A 14,450-nucleotide genomic window follows, 5' to 3' on the forward strand; every position below is an offset into this window, starting at 1 on the left:
ACTAAGCTTCTTCTCTTTTTGTGCCTTCATATAATTCGTATTCCAGCAAGCGGCAATCAAGTTTCCCATTATAAAACTCAATTCTTCTGGAAGCTTTCAGTCCTATCTTTTTAGCGAGATCGGGATTTCCTGTAAAGATGTACCCATAATATCCCTTACACTTTTGTTTCAGAAAGTCGCCGATACGTTTATAGGTAGCTTCGAGTTTGGTATGTGTTCCCAGCCTTTCACCATACTCTGGGTTGAACATCACTACACCGCTGCCTTCGGGAACTTCCGTCTCTTCAAAATCACACACCTGAAAATCTATGAGGTGATCTACGCCGGCTGTTTTTGCATTCTTTCTTGCAATATCGATGGCTTCGTCTGATATATCAGAAGCTATAATTTTAAAATCAAGTGATTTCTTTGCTTTATCTTTTAACTTCCTTCTTTCGGCAAAGAACACTTGCTCATCATATCCGAGGATGTGCATAAAACCATAATTCATGCGAAAGTATCCCGGGCTTTTATTTGTGGCAATGAGTGCAGCCTCAATAGCAAGGGTTCCGGATCCGCACATGGGATTTACAAAAGAGCTGTTGCGGTCCCACTTCCCGGAAAGAATAGTCCCGGCAGCAAGGGCCTCGAGCATCGGTGCTTTCCCCGGCAGCTTCCTGTAGCCGTGTTTCGAAATAACCTCTCCCGAAGTATCTATGAATACTTCGGCCTGATTATCTCTCCAGTAGAGATGGATCACGGTTTTATTTACAAGCGGGCCTGAATCGGGTCTTAGGTTCTTTTTCTCCCTGATTCGGTCGACAATGGCATCCTTAACCTTCACATTTGCAAACAGAGGCGTCCTGATATGTTCGTTACTGACATTCGAGGTAATCGAAAAATATCCCGCGAAGTCAATCAGTTCTTCCCATTCAATTTCAACAAGGGATTTATACAAATCATCGGGAGTTTCAGCATTGAAGCTCTTAAGGGAATAAAGAACCTGGCTTGCAGTGCGGAGATTCAGGTTAAGAACAATACAATCGTTAACTGTTCCCGAAATTTCTACTCCGGTACTGAAACTTCTCTCTATTTTTAAACCAAGCTCTTCTATCTCAGTTATGAGATACGGAGCCAGTCTTTTATTACATGTTACAAGAATACGACTTGCAGTGTTGAAAACTTCCATAAAATATGTGCGAAGTTAGTCAATTAAATTTGCCAGTTTTGAATCTTGTAATAATTGAAAGAGAAAATGGATATAAAGGGCAAAGTACATGAAATATCTCCGGTAATGAATGTAACGGAAACATTCAAGAAACGGGAGTTGGTTATTGAATATGCAGAGAATCCTTCCTACCCAGAGTATATTAAATTCGAAGCACTTCAGGATAAAGTAAATCTATTTGATACTTTAAAACCTGGCGACCAGGTAGAAGTATTTTTTAATTTAAGAGGTCGTCCGTGGACTGACCGCAACGGAAAGACAGCGTATTTTAATACCCTGGTTGTATGGAGAGTAAATGCGCTCACAGCTACCAATACGCCTGCACCTGCGCCGGAATATGCACCTCCTGCTGATTTCAATTCAGCGCCCCAGGACGACGATTTGCCATTCTGATTAGTGCATCCTATAATATTTTTAAGAGGCCCTTCCCGCAAAGAAGGGCTTTTTTCATATGATTACTTTAAGGGCTGAAACAACGACTTCCCTCCCCTAAATCTCTGTTCTTCAAGTTCATTGTGTTAAAATTTGTTAAACCATGGTACTGTTACGGTGCCTTACGTATTTTTGTATGAGATGAAGAAGAGAAGTATCAGCCTTATTATCGGATTGATGAGTGCGGCCCTGTTGGGGGTAATGGGTATGCAATACTATTTCATAAGAGAATCTTACCGGCAGAAATCTCAGCTTTTTGATCTTTCTGTGAATAACTCCCTGAGCGAGGTAACTAAAAAGCTTGCAAAAAGAGATGCTATGCTTTTCGTAAAGCGGAAAGCACAGGCGGATGAGCAGTTAAAAAACTCAAGGGAAAAAAGAAGGGAACAGGAAGCTGCACGCCGCCAGGCTGAAGAATTTGTTGCGCGGATAAAAGGGCTGAATAACCGGATCGAACGGGATTTTAAAAAGAGGGACAGTATTCTCAGAAGCAGCTTCCCCAGGGTGATGACAATAGACAATGATTTTTACGAAACATACCTCAGGGATCCGGGTCAGAGGAGCAAAGTATCCCTCAGGATTAAAATGCATCAGTCTGTTGACGATTATGGGCAGGTATTTCAGAATGAAGTACACGAACTGTATGTGGAGAACGGCGACGTTCAGAAAATGCAGAAATCCGGAAAGAGAAATGCCGATACCGTTTATTATCTTATTGAAGATCCTGTAGCCGGACTGAGGGTAGTGTCACTGCCCCGCAGAAACCCTACGCTGAATAAGCAGCTAAAAAAAGAGCAGGAAAAGCACGAGTCGGAAAGGCTCGCCAGGCTGATGGAAGAGGAGAAAAGAAAAGAAGTAAAGAACATCAACCGATTTTTCAAATCTGCCACATCCAGCCATAAATCTGCGCTGTTTGAAGATCTGGCCAATGAATATGAACAATTTGACATTCCCTTGCTAAGCCGGATTAATCCAATTGTAGTAGACACCTTACTTCGGTCTGAACTTTTAACAAGGGGCATTAATTTACCCTATAATTACAGGATCGGCTCTGCAAATTCTGATTCACTGTTGTTCGCAAACGACAAAACAGGGGTTTTTGATAATGACAACACTTATTCTACTACCCTTTTCCCGAAAGAAATTATCCATGATTCCGGTATTCTAAGCATCACTTTCCCCCAAAAAAGCAGATATCTGATTCAAAACATGAATTTTATTCTGGCTTCTTCCGCCAGTCTTCTTATCGTAATGATTGGATGTTTTGCATTCACGATCCTGACGATCTTCAGGCAGAAAAAGATCTCAGAGATGAAGACTGATTTCATCAATAATATGACGCATGAGTTTAAAACTCCTGTCGCGACTATCATGATCGCCAGTGAGGCGCTGAAGGATCCTGAAATTACGGAGGACCAAAACAGGATACAGCGACTGGCTGGGATCATATACGACGAAAACGTTCGTCTTGGGAACCACATTGAAAGGGTATTGAACATTGCGAAAATAGACAGAGACGATCTCAAGCTCGAGTTTAAACCTCTTGATATGAATGACCTCATTTCTGCAATTGCTGATAGTATGCAACTTCAATTTGCAAAGAAAGAAGCAAAGGTTTCTGTCAATCTCAATGCGTCCCATTCTGAGGTAAAAGGGGACGAACTTCATTTAAGCAATGTTATCTTCAATCTGATAGACAATGCACTGAAGTACAGTAAAGGGACGCCGGAGATCAGCATAAGCACAGCCAATACAGGAAAAAACCTAATTATAAAGGTGACTGACAAGGGAATCGGAATGAATAAAGACCAACTGTCGAAGATATTCGAGCAGTTCTACAGAATTCCCACCGGAAATCTCCATGATGTGAAGGGATTTGGATTGGGTCTTAGCTATGTAAATAACATTGTAAAAAGACATCATGGAAGCGTAAAGGTTAAGAGTGAAAAGGATAAAGGTTCGGAATTCGAAATTATCCTGCCGGCAGTCTGAACATTTGCTACAGGAGATCCATGCAGATATATTTTATAAGTTACGTTGTAGAATTATTAAGAGATAATTATAAATGAAGAAAATTTTACTGGTAGAAGACGACCCGAATCTTGGTTTGCTCCTTCAGGATTACCTGGAGCTGAAAGGCAAGTATAAAGTTGTTCTGGCTAAGGACGGAGAAGAGGGCTTAGAAATTTTTACTAAAGAGAATTTTGATCTGTGTATCCTGGATGTGATGATGCCTAAGAAAGACGGCTTTTCTCTCGGAAAAGATATAAGGAAAATAAACCCTGTTGTTCCGATCATTTTTGCAACCGCCAAAACAATGATCGAGGACAAATCAGAGGCATTTAATCTTGGCGGGGACGATTATATAACAAAACCCTTCAGGATTGAAGAACTTCTGTTACGGATTAATGCTCTGCTTAAAAGAGTCTCTAACAATGAGAGCAAACCAGAGGAACAGGACAAATTCCAGATCGGCGACTACCAGTTTGATTACAAAGGGCAGATAATCAGAAAAGACGATAATCAGCAAAAGGTTTCTACCAAGGAAGCTGAACTGCTGCGGCTCTTATGTTTAAAAAAGAATAATGTTCTGACGCGCGAAGAAGCGCTTATCAGCATCTGGCATGATGATAATTATTTCAATGGCAGAAGCATGGACGTCTTTCTTAGTAAGCTGAGAAAGTATCTTAAAGATGATCCGAAAGTGGAGATTATTAACGTACATGGAAAAGGATACAAATTAATTGTTAACTAAATCAATATTTTTAATGTAACTTTGCTGCATTAAAAATGAAGATTCTGCATAAGTCAATCAGGGTTGTTTTGTCATGGGTATTCCTGCTGCATTTTTCAGCGGTTACCCTGTCCCTTGATTTTCTGCACGATCATTCTTCGGAAACCACCTGTCAGGATTTGGCCAGGCATGGCTCATGCAGCCACAAGTCCCATCTTTCCAACAATTCATCATGCTGGGTCTGTTTAGCTCATTTCCAGAAAGAAGCAATTAAACCAAATGAGACAGGGATTGATATTAACAGTATTCCCCTCACTGGCTTTCTGCATCCTGACTACACATGCATCTTTATTTCAAATGACTCCTTACTACTTTCTTTAAGAGGCCCGCCCCCTGCTCCTTCATTCGGGGGTTGATGATCGACCCTATCAATCATATTTAGGAATCAACACTAAAAGCAGACTCGGGCGGCATTTACGCCAGTTATACCTGTTTAATCACCCTGCCATTCATTTTAGCACACAATTAAAGATGAAAACATTCTCATTTTATATTTCCCTGTTCATTTCATTCCTGGCTTTTACTGCCAGAGCCGATGCCCCGCCGATCAGGGGAACGGTAACGGACGTCGCTACCGGAAATCCTCTTCCCGGTGCTACCCTATCTATTCCTGAGCTTAGAATCTCGGTGGTTACCAACCAGAAAGGCGAGTACTTTTTTCCTTCTCTACCTCAAAAAGGCCAGTTTCTGCTGGAAGTAAAGTATATAGGATACAAATCTGTCGCACAGACGGTTGATGTAAGTAAACCTGTTTCTGTTGATTTCAGGCTGCAAAAAACTGTTATAGAAGTTCAGGAAGTCGTCATTACCGGAACAGCTGCCAGTTCAACCAACAAAAGAAACAGCACTTCTGTCACGGTCCTAAACAAGGAAGACCTCCTCCGCAAGCCATCTACTACACTGATCGGAGCTCTTGCTACGGTTCCCGGGGTCTCTCAGATCACTACAGGATCTGGAATTGCCAAACCGGTAATCCGCGGATTAAGTTACAACCGGGTGATCACGCTGTCTGACGGTGTTAAGCAGGAAGGACAGCAATGGGGTGACGAACATGGAATAGAAGTCGACCAGTATCGCGCCGAACGGGTAGAGATCCTTCGCGGGGCTGCCAGCCTTCTTTATGGCTCTGACGCTATGGGCGGGGTGATCAACATTATTGATCCTCTTCCTCCTTCTCCCGGGCAAGTAAAGGGGGAGATCCTGAGTAATTATGCAACCAATAATGGTTTAAGCGGTAATTCTGCCATGCTGGAAGGCAATGCAGGCGGATTCGTCTGGAGAAGCAGGGCTTCGTATAAAAATGCGTTTGGCTACAATACTCCTGATTACAGGCTTCCGAATACCGGGTTTCATGAAACAAATCTGAGCGGGCAGCTGGGATTGAACAAGAGCTGGGGGTATATGCACCTGGATCTTTCATCGTTCCGTCAAAAATTAGGTCTTCCTGAATACACCAGAAATGAGGAGGGCCAGTTTGTGACAGAACCGGAGGATGAAGGTGAAGAAGGATCTGTTATCTCTCCCTCCCTGTACAAAACGCGCAATCTCTTTACCCCTCTGCAAGATATCCGGCATTATAAAACAGCTCTCAACAGCTACATAGTCCTTGGAGAAGGGAAACTCCGTTCGACACTGGCCTTCCAAAATAATCAAAGACGGGAGCTTGAGGAAAACGAAACCGACCCTTCCCTGTTCTTCGATCTGAAGACATACAGCTATGATTTTAAATACTACTTCCCGGTAAGAAAAGGCTGGGAGCCCGTTATAGGCATTTCGGGAGCGTTCCAGAACAACGAGAATAAAGCGGAGGAGCTATTGATCCCTGACTACGACAGCCAGGACATAGGTGCATTTTTATATGCCAAGAAGAACTGGAAATCTACTACATTCAACGCCGGGCTTCGGTTTGACTACCGGAATATCGACGGGAAACAAATGGAAGAAGACGGCACCCCTAAATTCAGCAACTTCTCGAACAATTTTTCAAATATAAGCGGTGCGCTGGGTATCACCCATGAGATATCACAGACCGTCAATTTCAAAGCAAATGTTGGAAGTGCCTTCCGGGCTCCAAATGTAGCCGAACTGAGTACTGATGGAGTGCACGAAGGGACTGAGCGATACGAAGTAGGCAATCCGCAACTGAATCCGGAAAGAAGCTTCTATGCCGATGCCTCTCTTGAATATCATACAGATAAAGCCAGCGCGTTTGTAAATATTTATAATAACTACATTGATAATTATATTTATCTAAAACAGTTGTCGGAAGATGAAATGCTGGACGATCACTATGTTTATCACTACACCCAGGATAATGCAAATCTATATGGGCTGGAAGCTGGAATAACTTTGCATCCTGTATCCCTGATCCATTTTGAGAATACTTTCTCGCTGACAAGAGCGAAGAACAATTCGACAAAGAGCGATCTTCCATTTATTCCAGCTCCTGTATTAAGGAATGAACTGAGATTTGAGCCAGAAATAAAGAACCTGGATGACAGCTGGATATCAGTCGGCCTTGACAATTTTTTCCGGCAATCGCGCGTAGACCAATTTGAGACTCCGACGGGCGCATATTCCCTTTTAAACGCCTCTGCCGGAACTACCGTTAAAGCAGGAAAGCAGTCCATTCAGCTTAGCATCACAGCAAGCAATATCCTTGATAAAGCGTACATAAGCCACTTAAGCAGGTTTAAGAAGGATGGCTTCTGGGATGCAGGAAGAAACATTTCATTTTCTGTACGTGTACCGCTGTCCTTCGGACATGCAGAATAGACGTTCCGGAACATGATATCTGAAAAGCCCCGGCAATAATTAATGCCGGGGCTTTTACATTTGAACAATCAAAACCATTCCTTTTAAATACAGTTACCATTGAGGTGGTACGCAGCTATCAGCGCCACCAGAGAGATGCAATCACACCCGATATGAAGACAATTCTGCTCTTATTAAATTTGTTGATTCCGCCGGTTTTATTTGCGCAACCGGATACCCTTTCTATTACGCTCGAAAATGTTCAATATCCCTATCCGGTGAATTTTATCAACATAAATGCAGAAGGACAGGATTTAAGAATGGCATATATGGACGTCGCGCCTGCCAGCCCGAATGGGAAAACAATTATGCTCTTGCACGGGAAGAACTTTGCCGGTTATTACTGGACAGATGTTATAAAAGCTCTTTCTGAAAAAGGGTACCGGGTGATTGTTCCCGACCAGCCTGGATTCGGAAAATCATCGAAAGCTTTCATCCATTATAGCTTTCATCTTCTTGCTAAATTCAACAAGCAGCTTCTGGACAGCCTCGGAATACAAAAAACATCCGTTCTTGGCCATTCCATGGGTGGCATGCTTGCTACACGTTTTGCGCTTCAGTACCCGGACCGTGTGTCGAAGTTATTGCTTGAGAACCCTATCGGTTTTGAGGATTACCGGACTTTTGTTCCCTACATCACGACGGAGGAACAATACATGACAGAACTAAAAACAACTCCTGCCAGTGTCAGAAAATACTATGAATCCTCTTATTTTCCTGTCTGGAAACCAGAATATGATTACCTGGTAAAGATCGGAGCCGGGGTGGCAAAAAGCGCAGATTTCCCGCGGTATGCAAAAGTATCGGCAATGACCTTTACGATGATCTATGAACAGCCGGTAGTTTATGAATTTAGCAATTTAAAGGTTCCGGTTGTGCTGTTCATTGGCCTCGAGGACAAAACAATCGTGGGAAAAGCACTCCTTTCAAAAGAAGAGCAATCCAGGCACGGGCAATATAAAGTTCTTGGAAAACAAATCGCTTCCAGGATATCCGGATCTAAGCTGATAGAATTCGAAGGTGTCGGACATATTCCGCATATTCAGATCCCGCAAAAATTTATTTCTTCCCTGACTGCTAATCTCTAATTTAGGCAGCTCTTAGATATGCAAAAAGAAGAAATAGTTGAATTAACGGTTCGTTTCGTGAAAGATTCACTGAAGGAAGCTGAGAGTGGCCATGACTGGTGGCATATATTAAGGGTGTGGAATACTGCGAAGGCCATTGCCCTTGAAGAACAGGTAGACGGGCTGATTGTGGAACTCGCGTCTCTCCTGCACGATATTGCAGATCCTAAGTTCCACAACGGCGACGAGGAGATTGGTCCTGAAACAGCCAAAAAATTCATGCAGTCAATTGGATTACAGCAGGATATAGCATTCCACGTGGAACAGATTATTAGAAATATGTCATTCAAATCCAGCCTTGGAAAGCTTACTTTCCATTCAAAGGAACTGGAGGTTGTGCAGGACGCAGACAGACTGGATGCCATAGGTGCCATAGGTATAGCACGGGCCTTTACCTATGGCGGATATAAAAATCGCGAACTCTTTAATCCGCAGATCCCCCCAAATCTAAATATGAGCAAAGAGGATTATAAAAAAAACACAGCGCCTACTATCAATCATTTTTACGAGAAGCTTCTTTTGCTGAAGGATAAAATGAATACTGCTGCCGGAAAACGCCTTGCGGAAAAAAGGCATCTTTTTATGGAAGATTTTCTTAATCAGTTTTATGCTGAGTGGAATGGAGAAAAATAGTATCATTGTATAATGAAACTCAGGGAATTAGTTTTTATAAATGCGTTTGTCGTAGCTCTTACTCTCGCTCTGGTGAATTATTATTTCCAGGGCAATATATATGACCTTCTTTTAACTTTTATTATCACCTTAGTGATTTGTTATATCGTGTTCTATTACCTGATAGAGCGGTATATTTATAGTAAAATCAAGCTCATTTATAAACTGATCCACAATCTGAAGTTAGGCAAAGACCTCAAGGACGCACTGGGAGAATACGTAAGTGACGATCCTATTAATGACGTGGAAAATGAAGTAAAAGAATGGGCAAGGGTTAAAAAAACGGAGATAGACGCGCTGAAGCAGCAGGAACAGTTCAGGAGAGATTTCCTGGGGAATATTTCACATGAACTGAAGACCCCTCTTTTTGCTGTACAGGGTTACATAGAAGCCCTACAGGACGATGCAATGGAGGATCCGGAGCTGGCAAAGCAGTTCCTTGATAAAGCGTCAAAAAATATCGACAGGCTGAGCCTTTTGATTAAAGACCTCGATTCTATCTCCAAGCTCGAAAGCGGGGAGATGCAATTAAATTATAAGAAGTTCGATCTTACTGTTCTGATAAAAGAGGTTATTGAACAAATGGAGCTTAAGGCGAAGAGCCAGACGATCGAGCTCATCTTCAAAGATAAATACCACATTCCCACACTTGTATACGCTGACAGAGACAAGATCTGCCAGGTGTTGATTAACCTTATAGACAATTCAATAAAATACGGCAAAGAAAACGGGACGACTGCAATAAAGACATTTGAACTTCACGATCAGATCCTGGTAGAAGTAACAGACGATGGAGCCGGCATAGAAGAGAAACATTTGCCCAGATTGTTTGAACGGTTTTTCAGAACCGATCAAAGCCGGTCAAGGCAGATTGGCGGATCGGGTCTTGGTCTCGCGATCGTTAAACATATACTGGAAGCTCATCAGCAAACCATCACAGTACGCAGTACGGAAGGGCTCGGTTCTACATTTGCGTTTACCCTCGCCAGAGCAAAGAGCAGTTTTCCGATTTAAGTTAAGCCCTGGCGCGGTTCAGGAATGTCTTAATTAACAATTAACATTAACTTAACATTGTATTGATACCTTTGCTGAGTTTTTAAAGCAATATATGTCATTAAACAGCATTTTCCAATACTTCGTACCGAAGGACAGGAAGTTTTTCCCCTTGTTCGAAAAAGCAAGCGGAAACCTTATACATTTAGGAGAAGCATTAAACGAACTGGTTAACTCCTCTGATCCAAACAGGAGAGCAGAACTTACCAAAAAAATTGAAGACCTCGAGCATGTAGGTGATGATATCACTCACCAGATCTTTCTTGAACTTGGTAAAAACTTTATAACACCATTTGACCGGGAAGATATCCACGCCCTGGCTTCAGCTATCGACGACATAGCCGATTTTATTCATGGATCTGCCGCCCGTATGTCGCTTTACAAGGTTACGGATATTACCGCACCGTTCACAAAGCTTGCTGAGCTGATCCTTCAGGGATGTATAGATCTGAATAAAGCTGTGGGTGAATTAAAGAACCTGAAGAACATCCGCCTCATAACGGATTCCTGTGTACGTATTAACAGCATGGAAAATCAGGCAGACTATGTTTTTGACCGTGCAGTTGCCGATCTGTTTGAATATGAACAAGACACAAAGCTGATCATCAAATATAAAGAGATCCTTTCTGCACTGGAAACAGCAACAGACAAATGCGAGGATGCCGCCAATGTATTGGAAACTATTCTTGTAAAGAACGCATAAACTAAAATCAACTAAAAATGGTCACAACCCTTTTAGTAGTTGTCGTTATCCTGGCTGTTCTGTTCGATTACATTAACGGATTTCACGATGCGGCAAATTCTATTGCTACAGTAGTTTCAACAAAGGTTCTGTCTCCTTTTCAGGCAGTTCTGTGGGCAGCACTCTTTAATTTTGCAGCTTACTTTTACTTTGACGATCATAAAGTTGCCAATACTGTTGCTAAAACAGTCGTGGAGAACTTCATTACCATGCATGTTGTACTGGCCGGGCTGGTTGCAGCAATTACATGGAACCTGTTTACATGGTATTATGGAATTCCTTCAAGCTCAAGCCATACTTTAATAGGTGGCTTCGCAGGGGCGGGAATAACCTATGCATTACTTAACGGACATACTCCCATGGAGGCCCTCAACCTGGGTTATGTATTCAAGATTCTTTCCTTCATTGTTTTGGCGCCGATTATAGGTATGATCATATCTGTTATCATAACCCTGATAATTGTGAATCTTAGCCGATGGTCGAAGCCAGCCACAGCAGAAAAATGGTTTAAGCGCCTGCAGCTGGTATCGTCTGCTGCCTTAAGTTTTGCTCACGGCGGAAATGACGCGCAAAAAGTTATGGGGATCATCTATGTTGCATTAGTTGCTTCCAATGTAATCAGCAGTGAAGATCATATGCCTGAATGGGTTCCGATCGTATGTTACAGCGCCATTGCGTTTGGAACAATGAGCGGCGGATGGCGGATCGTTAAAACGATGGGTTCGAGGATAACTAAAGTTACAGCTCTTGAAGGAGTTGGCGCTGAAACTGCGGGTGCTATTACGTTAGGCATTACCGAGCACTTTGCCATCCCTGTATCCACTACTCACACCATAACCGGATCAATTATCGGGGTTGGACTTACTAAAAGAGTATCAGCGGTACGATGGGGTGTCACCATCAACCTTGTATGGGCATGGATCTTAACAATCCCGGTATCGGCTATACTGGCCGGACTTGTTTATCTGGTTATAAACATGTTCCTTTAGATACCGGTAAAAGGATATAAACAAGAAAAGGACGCCGGAAACGACGTCCTTTCCTGTTTATATCCAATGCTTTTTTCAATAAAAAAGGAGACATTTGTAATAATCTTTAAATCTTTTATACTGTTATAAATCCCGAATGACACAAAATATCTCATACTTTATAGAGGTCCTGGGAATTATCGTATTTACCATTTCAGGGGCATTCTCTGCCATGCAAAAGAGATTCGACGCTTTTGGAGTACTGATAATAGGTTTTGTAACAGCTCTCGGAGGCGGGACAATAAGGGATGTGCTTATCGGTTTCACTCCAGTGACCTGGATGAGAACACCCGACATTCCAATTCTCATCTTCGTTACAGGGATCATCACCCTGTTTATCAAGAATTACATTAAGAACCTGAAAACCACATTCGTTTTTTTTGACGCTGTAGGACTCGGCCTTTTTACCATGATCGGCATTCAAAAGGGAGTGGTAACTGGTTTGGATCCGGGCATATGCATCATCCTTGGGACTATTACAGGCAGTTTTGGAGGAGTATTAAGGGATATCCTGCTGAACAATATCCCGCAGATCTTCAGAAAAGAGATTTATGCAACTGCTTGTATTGTTGGTGGCGTAATATACTTTCTCCTTATACAAGTAATAGATAAAGATCTTTCCCGGGTTATTACCATATCACTGGTTTGCGGGATCAGACTTGTAGCAGTAAAGTACAATCTCAGTATGCCCAAGTTTTACGCTTAAATTCTTCTCTTATTTAAGGATGGCGTCTATGGTATTATAGGAAACAGAGTGATAGTTAGGCCTTGCCTTTTTATAGATCTCTTTTGCCCATGCTTTACCGTCTTTAGTTAAAACCATTTCCTTATATAAGGGGATCAGGAATTTACGCCGTCCGACATTTGTCAGAAATTCTTCAATGTAAGAATACGCCGGAGTATAGTGATGCCTGATTGCCAGAAGATACCAGGAACATTGAATTTCTGCATTTCCAGAACGTGTAAAAGAAAACTCCTTATCTAAGGCCTTCAGATGTGCTGCCGAAATACTATCAGGAAGAGCTTTGATGAAATATAAAAGTTCATTGGCGGTCTTTAGCTGTTTTCTCAGTTCTCCGATATGCAGACTATTTTTCCACGAAGAAACCATAGAATCTATCGCTTCAAATTCCCGGGAGTTTACCGGAGGTACATTTGCAGGTATACCTGGCTCATAAATCCAGCGGGACATCTCAATTTTATCACGCAGCCCGGGGTTTTTGTTAATCAGGCCGGTCTCAAGATCATTCACAAAGTCCTCAGTCGTTACAGATTGAAAAGAATGACGTTTAAAGTACTGCTTCAGAAACGCATCAAATGCCTGCCGCCCCGCCGCTTCTTCGATTGTTCGCAGAAACGAGTATCCCTTCTCGTAGGCAATGTCCGTCATACCGTCGTCCGGATCTCTCCCTGCGAAGTTTCCTTTGAGCCTGGTATCTTTATTTTCTTTACCCATATCTGCGATGGTCTCCTTTAATGACTCAAAGCCCAATACCTCCTGCATGCGGGCTTCCTGCTTTCCGTACACTTCTTCAATGATCCTTCGCTCAAAATAAACAGTAAAGCCTTCGTTCAGCCAAAAGTCATTCCATGTGGCGTTTGTGACTAGGTTTCCGCTCCAGCTATGAGCGAGCTCATGTGCCACCAGGCTCACGAGGGATCTGTCTCCGGCTATCACCGTGGGTGTAGCAAATGTTAACATAGGATTCTCCATGCCACCGAAAGGAAAGCTCGGCGGCAGTACCAGAACATCGTATCTCCCCCACCTGTACGGACCATATAATTTCTCCGCAGCATCCACCATCTTACCCATATCTGCAAACTCCCATGCAGCTTTATCCAGCGCTGCCGGTTCAGCATATATGCCAGTCCGTTTGTCCACAGCTTTAAAATCAAGATCACCAACAGCAAGAGCCATCAGATAAGAAGGTATAGGGTGCGGTTGTCTGAAGGTATATCTTCCATTTGCCGATCGTTGCTGCGGATTTTCAGCACTCATCAGAGCCATTAGACCCTGAGGAACAGTCACAGATGCATTATATGTAAACCGGATGCCCGGACTGTCCTGGCAAGGTACCCAGGTACGGGCGAGAATAGCTTCAGACTGGGTATATAAAAACGGATGTTTTTTACCCAGAGTCTGCTCAGGATTCAGCCACTGCAGCGCAGCAGCATCTTTCGAGGTTTTGTACCAGATAGTAACTTTGGACGTAGAGGGGCTAATCTTTATCTTCAGAGCCTGTCCAAGGTATTTATCCTTTTCCCCGAGGGAATAAGAAGTTTCACGGTGGTCATCACCCAGTGTCACCTTTTCAATTTTGATCTCTTTGGTGTCGAAAATGACTGTATCCGTTTTTGCAATATTTTCAATTGCCCATTCTGCTTTTCCATCTATACTCTGGTTTATAAAATCTATTTTCAGATCGAGATCAAGATGACTTACACGTACCTGTGCCGGGTTAGCAAACGAGTGCGGATCTTTCTTTTCAGTTTCAGAACCGGAGTTATTCCGGCTACATGCTATCAATAAAAAAGTACTCAGTACCAGAACAGGGAATGAGATATATTTCGTCATACCGGA

The 14,450-nt window shown here is 42.7% G+C and carries 12 protein-coding genes; 10 read left to right on the plus strand and 2 right to left on the minus strand.

Going from position 1 to position 14,450, the window contains the following annotated elements:
- Window position 1: 1 nt before the first annotated feature.
- A complete protein-coding gene (locus DDR33_RS01340; protein WP_109413958.1) occupies window positions 2-1,168 on the minus strand; it encodes a THUMP domain-containing class I SAM-dependent RNA methyltransferase in 1,167 nt (388 codons plus the stop codon).
- 66 nt (window positions 1,169-1,234) lie between these two features.
- Here DDR33_RS01340 and DDR33_RS01345 point away from each other — a divergent pair, with 66 nt between their 5' ends.
- The 10 genes from DDR33_RS01345 (at window position 1,235) to DDR33_RS01395 (ending at window position 12,575) form a co-directional block, all read left to right on the plus strand.
- On the plus strand, window positions 1,235-1,600 hold the full coding sequence (locus DDR33_RS01345) for a DUF3127 domain-containing protein (protein WP_109413959.1): 366 nt from the start codon (window positions 1,235-1,237) through the stop codon (window positions 1,598-1,600).
- 180 nt (window positions 1,601-1,780) lie between these two features.
- Complete coding sequence (locus tag DDR33_RS01350; RefSeq protein WP_238387616.1) at window positions 1,781-3,631, plus strand: sensor histidine kinase; 1,851 nt, start codon at window positions 1,781-1,783, stop codon at window positions 3,629-3,631.
- A 73-nt stretch (window positions 3,632-3,704) separates the two neighbouring features.
- Entirely contained in the window at window positions 3,705-4,394 is a 690-nt protein-coding gene (locus tag DDR33_RS01355) for a response regulator transcription factor (RefSeq protein WP_109413960.1), read from the plus strand.
- Between the two features lie 510 nt (window positions 4,395-4,904).
- Window positions 4,905-7,208: a TonB-dependent receptor gene (locus DDR33_RS01365; protein ID WP_109413962.1), complete on the plus strand. Its 2,304-nt coding sequence runs from the start codon at window positions 4,905-4,907 to the stop codon at window positions 7,206-7,208.
- A 152-nt stretch (window positions 7,209-7,360) separates the two neighbouring features.
- Window positions 7,361-8,335 (plus strand): alpha/beta fold hydrolase, encoded by a 975-nt coding sequence (locus DDR33_RS01370; protein WP_109414175.1) that lies wholly within the window; start codon window positions 7,361-7,363, stop codon window positions 8,333-8,335.
- A gap of 18 nt (window positions 8,336-8,353) precedes the next feature.
- The gene (locus DDR33_RS01375; RefSeq protein WP_109413963.1) at window positions 8,354-9,007 is read left to right on the plus strand and encodes an HD domain-containing protein; all 654 of its coding nucleotides are present in this window, start codon (window positions 8,354-8,356) and stop codon (window positions 9,005-9,007) included.
- 12 nt (window positions 9,008-9,019) lie between these two features.
- Window positions 9,020-10,060 (plus strand): sensor histidine kinase, encoded by a 1,041-nt coding sequence (locus DDR33_RS01380; RefSeq protein WP_109413964.1) that lies wholly within the window; start codon window positions 9,020-9,022, stop codon window positions 10,058-10,060.
- A gap of 94 nt (window positions 10,061-10,154) precedes the next feature.
- Window positions 10,155-10,802 carry a DUF47 domain-containing protein gene (locus DDR33_RS01385; RefSeq protein WP_109413965.1) on the plus strand — a complete coding sequence of 216 codons (648 nt, stop codon included), beginning with the start codon at window positions 10,155-10,157 and terminating at the stop codon, window positions 10,800-10,802.
- Window positions 10,803-10,819: 17 nt separating this feature from the next.
- Window positions 10,820-11,830 carry an inorganic phosphate transporter gene (locus DDR33_RS01390; protein WP_109413966.1) on the plus strand — a complete coding sequence of 337 codons (1,011 nt, stop codon included), beginning with the start codon at window positions 10,820-10,822 and terminating at the stop codon, window positions 11,828-11,830.
- Window positions 11,831-11,966: 136 nt separating this feature from the next.
- On the plus strand, window positions 11,967-12,575 hold the full coding sequence (locus tag DDR33_RS01395; RefSeq protein ID WP_109413967.1) for a trimeric intracellular cation channel family protein: 609 nt from the start codon (window positions 11,967-11,969) through the stop codon (window positions 12,573-12,575).
- Between the two features lie 9 nt (window positions 12,576-12,584).
- On the opposite strand, the gene DDR33_RS01400 is transcribed toward DDR33_RS01395, so the two are convergent.
- Window positions 12,585-14,444 carry a M1 family metallopeptidase gene (locus DDR33_RS01400; protein ID WP_109413968.1) on the minus strand — a complete coding sequence of 620 codons (1,860 nt, stop codon included), beginning with the start codon at window positions 14,442-14,444 and terminating at the stop codon, window positions 12,585-12,587.
- Window positions 14,445-14,450 lie beyond the last annotated feature (6 nt).

It is taken from the genome of Pararcticibacter amylolyticus (assembly GCF_003130405.1).
Lineage (GTDB): Bacteria > Bacteroidota > Bacteroidia > Sphingobacteriales > Sphingobacteriaceae > Arcticibacter > Arcticibacter amylolyticus.

Bases quoted from the DNA above. Each gene is read 5' to 3' on its own strand.
- DDR33_RS01345 (WP_109413959.1), top strand. From the start codon at position 1,235: ATGGATATAAAGGGCAAAGTACATGAAATATCTCCGGTAATGAATGTA.
- DDR33_RS01400 (WP_109413968.1), bottom strand. From the start codon at position 14,444: ATGACGAAATATATCTCATTCCCTGTTCTGGTACTGAGTACTTTTTTA.
- DDR33_RS01385 (WP_109413965.1), top strand. From the start codon at position 10,155: ATGTCATTAAACAGCATTTTCCAATACTTCGTACCGAAGGACAGGAAG.
- DDR33_RS01395 (WP_109413967.1), top strand. From the start codon at position 11,967: ATGACACAAAATATCTCATACTTTATAGAGGTCCTGGGAATTATCGTA.
- DDR33_RS01350 (WP_238387616.1), top strand. From the start codon at position 1,781: ATGAAGAAGAGAAGTATCAGCCTTATTATCGGATTGATGAGTGCGGCC.
- DDR33_RS01375 (WP_109413963.1), top strand. From the start codon at position 8,354: ATGCAAAAAGAAGAAATAGTTGAATTAACGGTTCGTTTCGTGAAAGAT.
- DDR33_RS01380 (WP_109413964.1), top strand. From the start codon at position 9,020: ATGAAACTCAGGGAATTAGTTTTTATAAATGCGTTTGTCGTAGCTCTT.
- DDR33_RS01365 (WP_109413962.1), top strand. From the start codon at position 4,905: ATGAAAACATTCTCATTTTATATTTCCCTGTTCATTTCATTCCTGGCT.
- DDR33_RS01340 (WP_109413958.1), bottom strand. From the start codon at position 1,168: ATGGAAGTTTTCAACACTGCAAGTCGTATTCTTGTAACATGTAATAAA.
- DDR33_RS01370 (WP_109414175.1), top strand. From the start codon at position 7,361: ATGAAGACAATTCTGCTCTTATTAAATTTGTTGATTCCGCCGGTTTTA.
- DDR33_RS01390 (WP_109413966.1), top strand. From the start codon at position 10,820: ATGGTCACAACCCTTTTAGTAGTTGTCGTTATCCTGGCTGTTCTGTTC.
- DDR33_RS01355 (WP_109413960.1), top strand. From the start codon at position 3,705: ATGAAGAAAATTTTACTGGTAGAAGACGACCCGAATCTTGGTTTGCTC.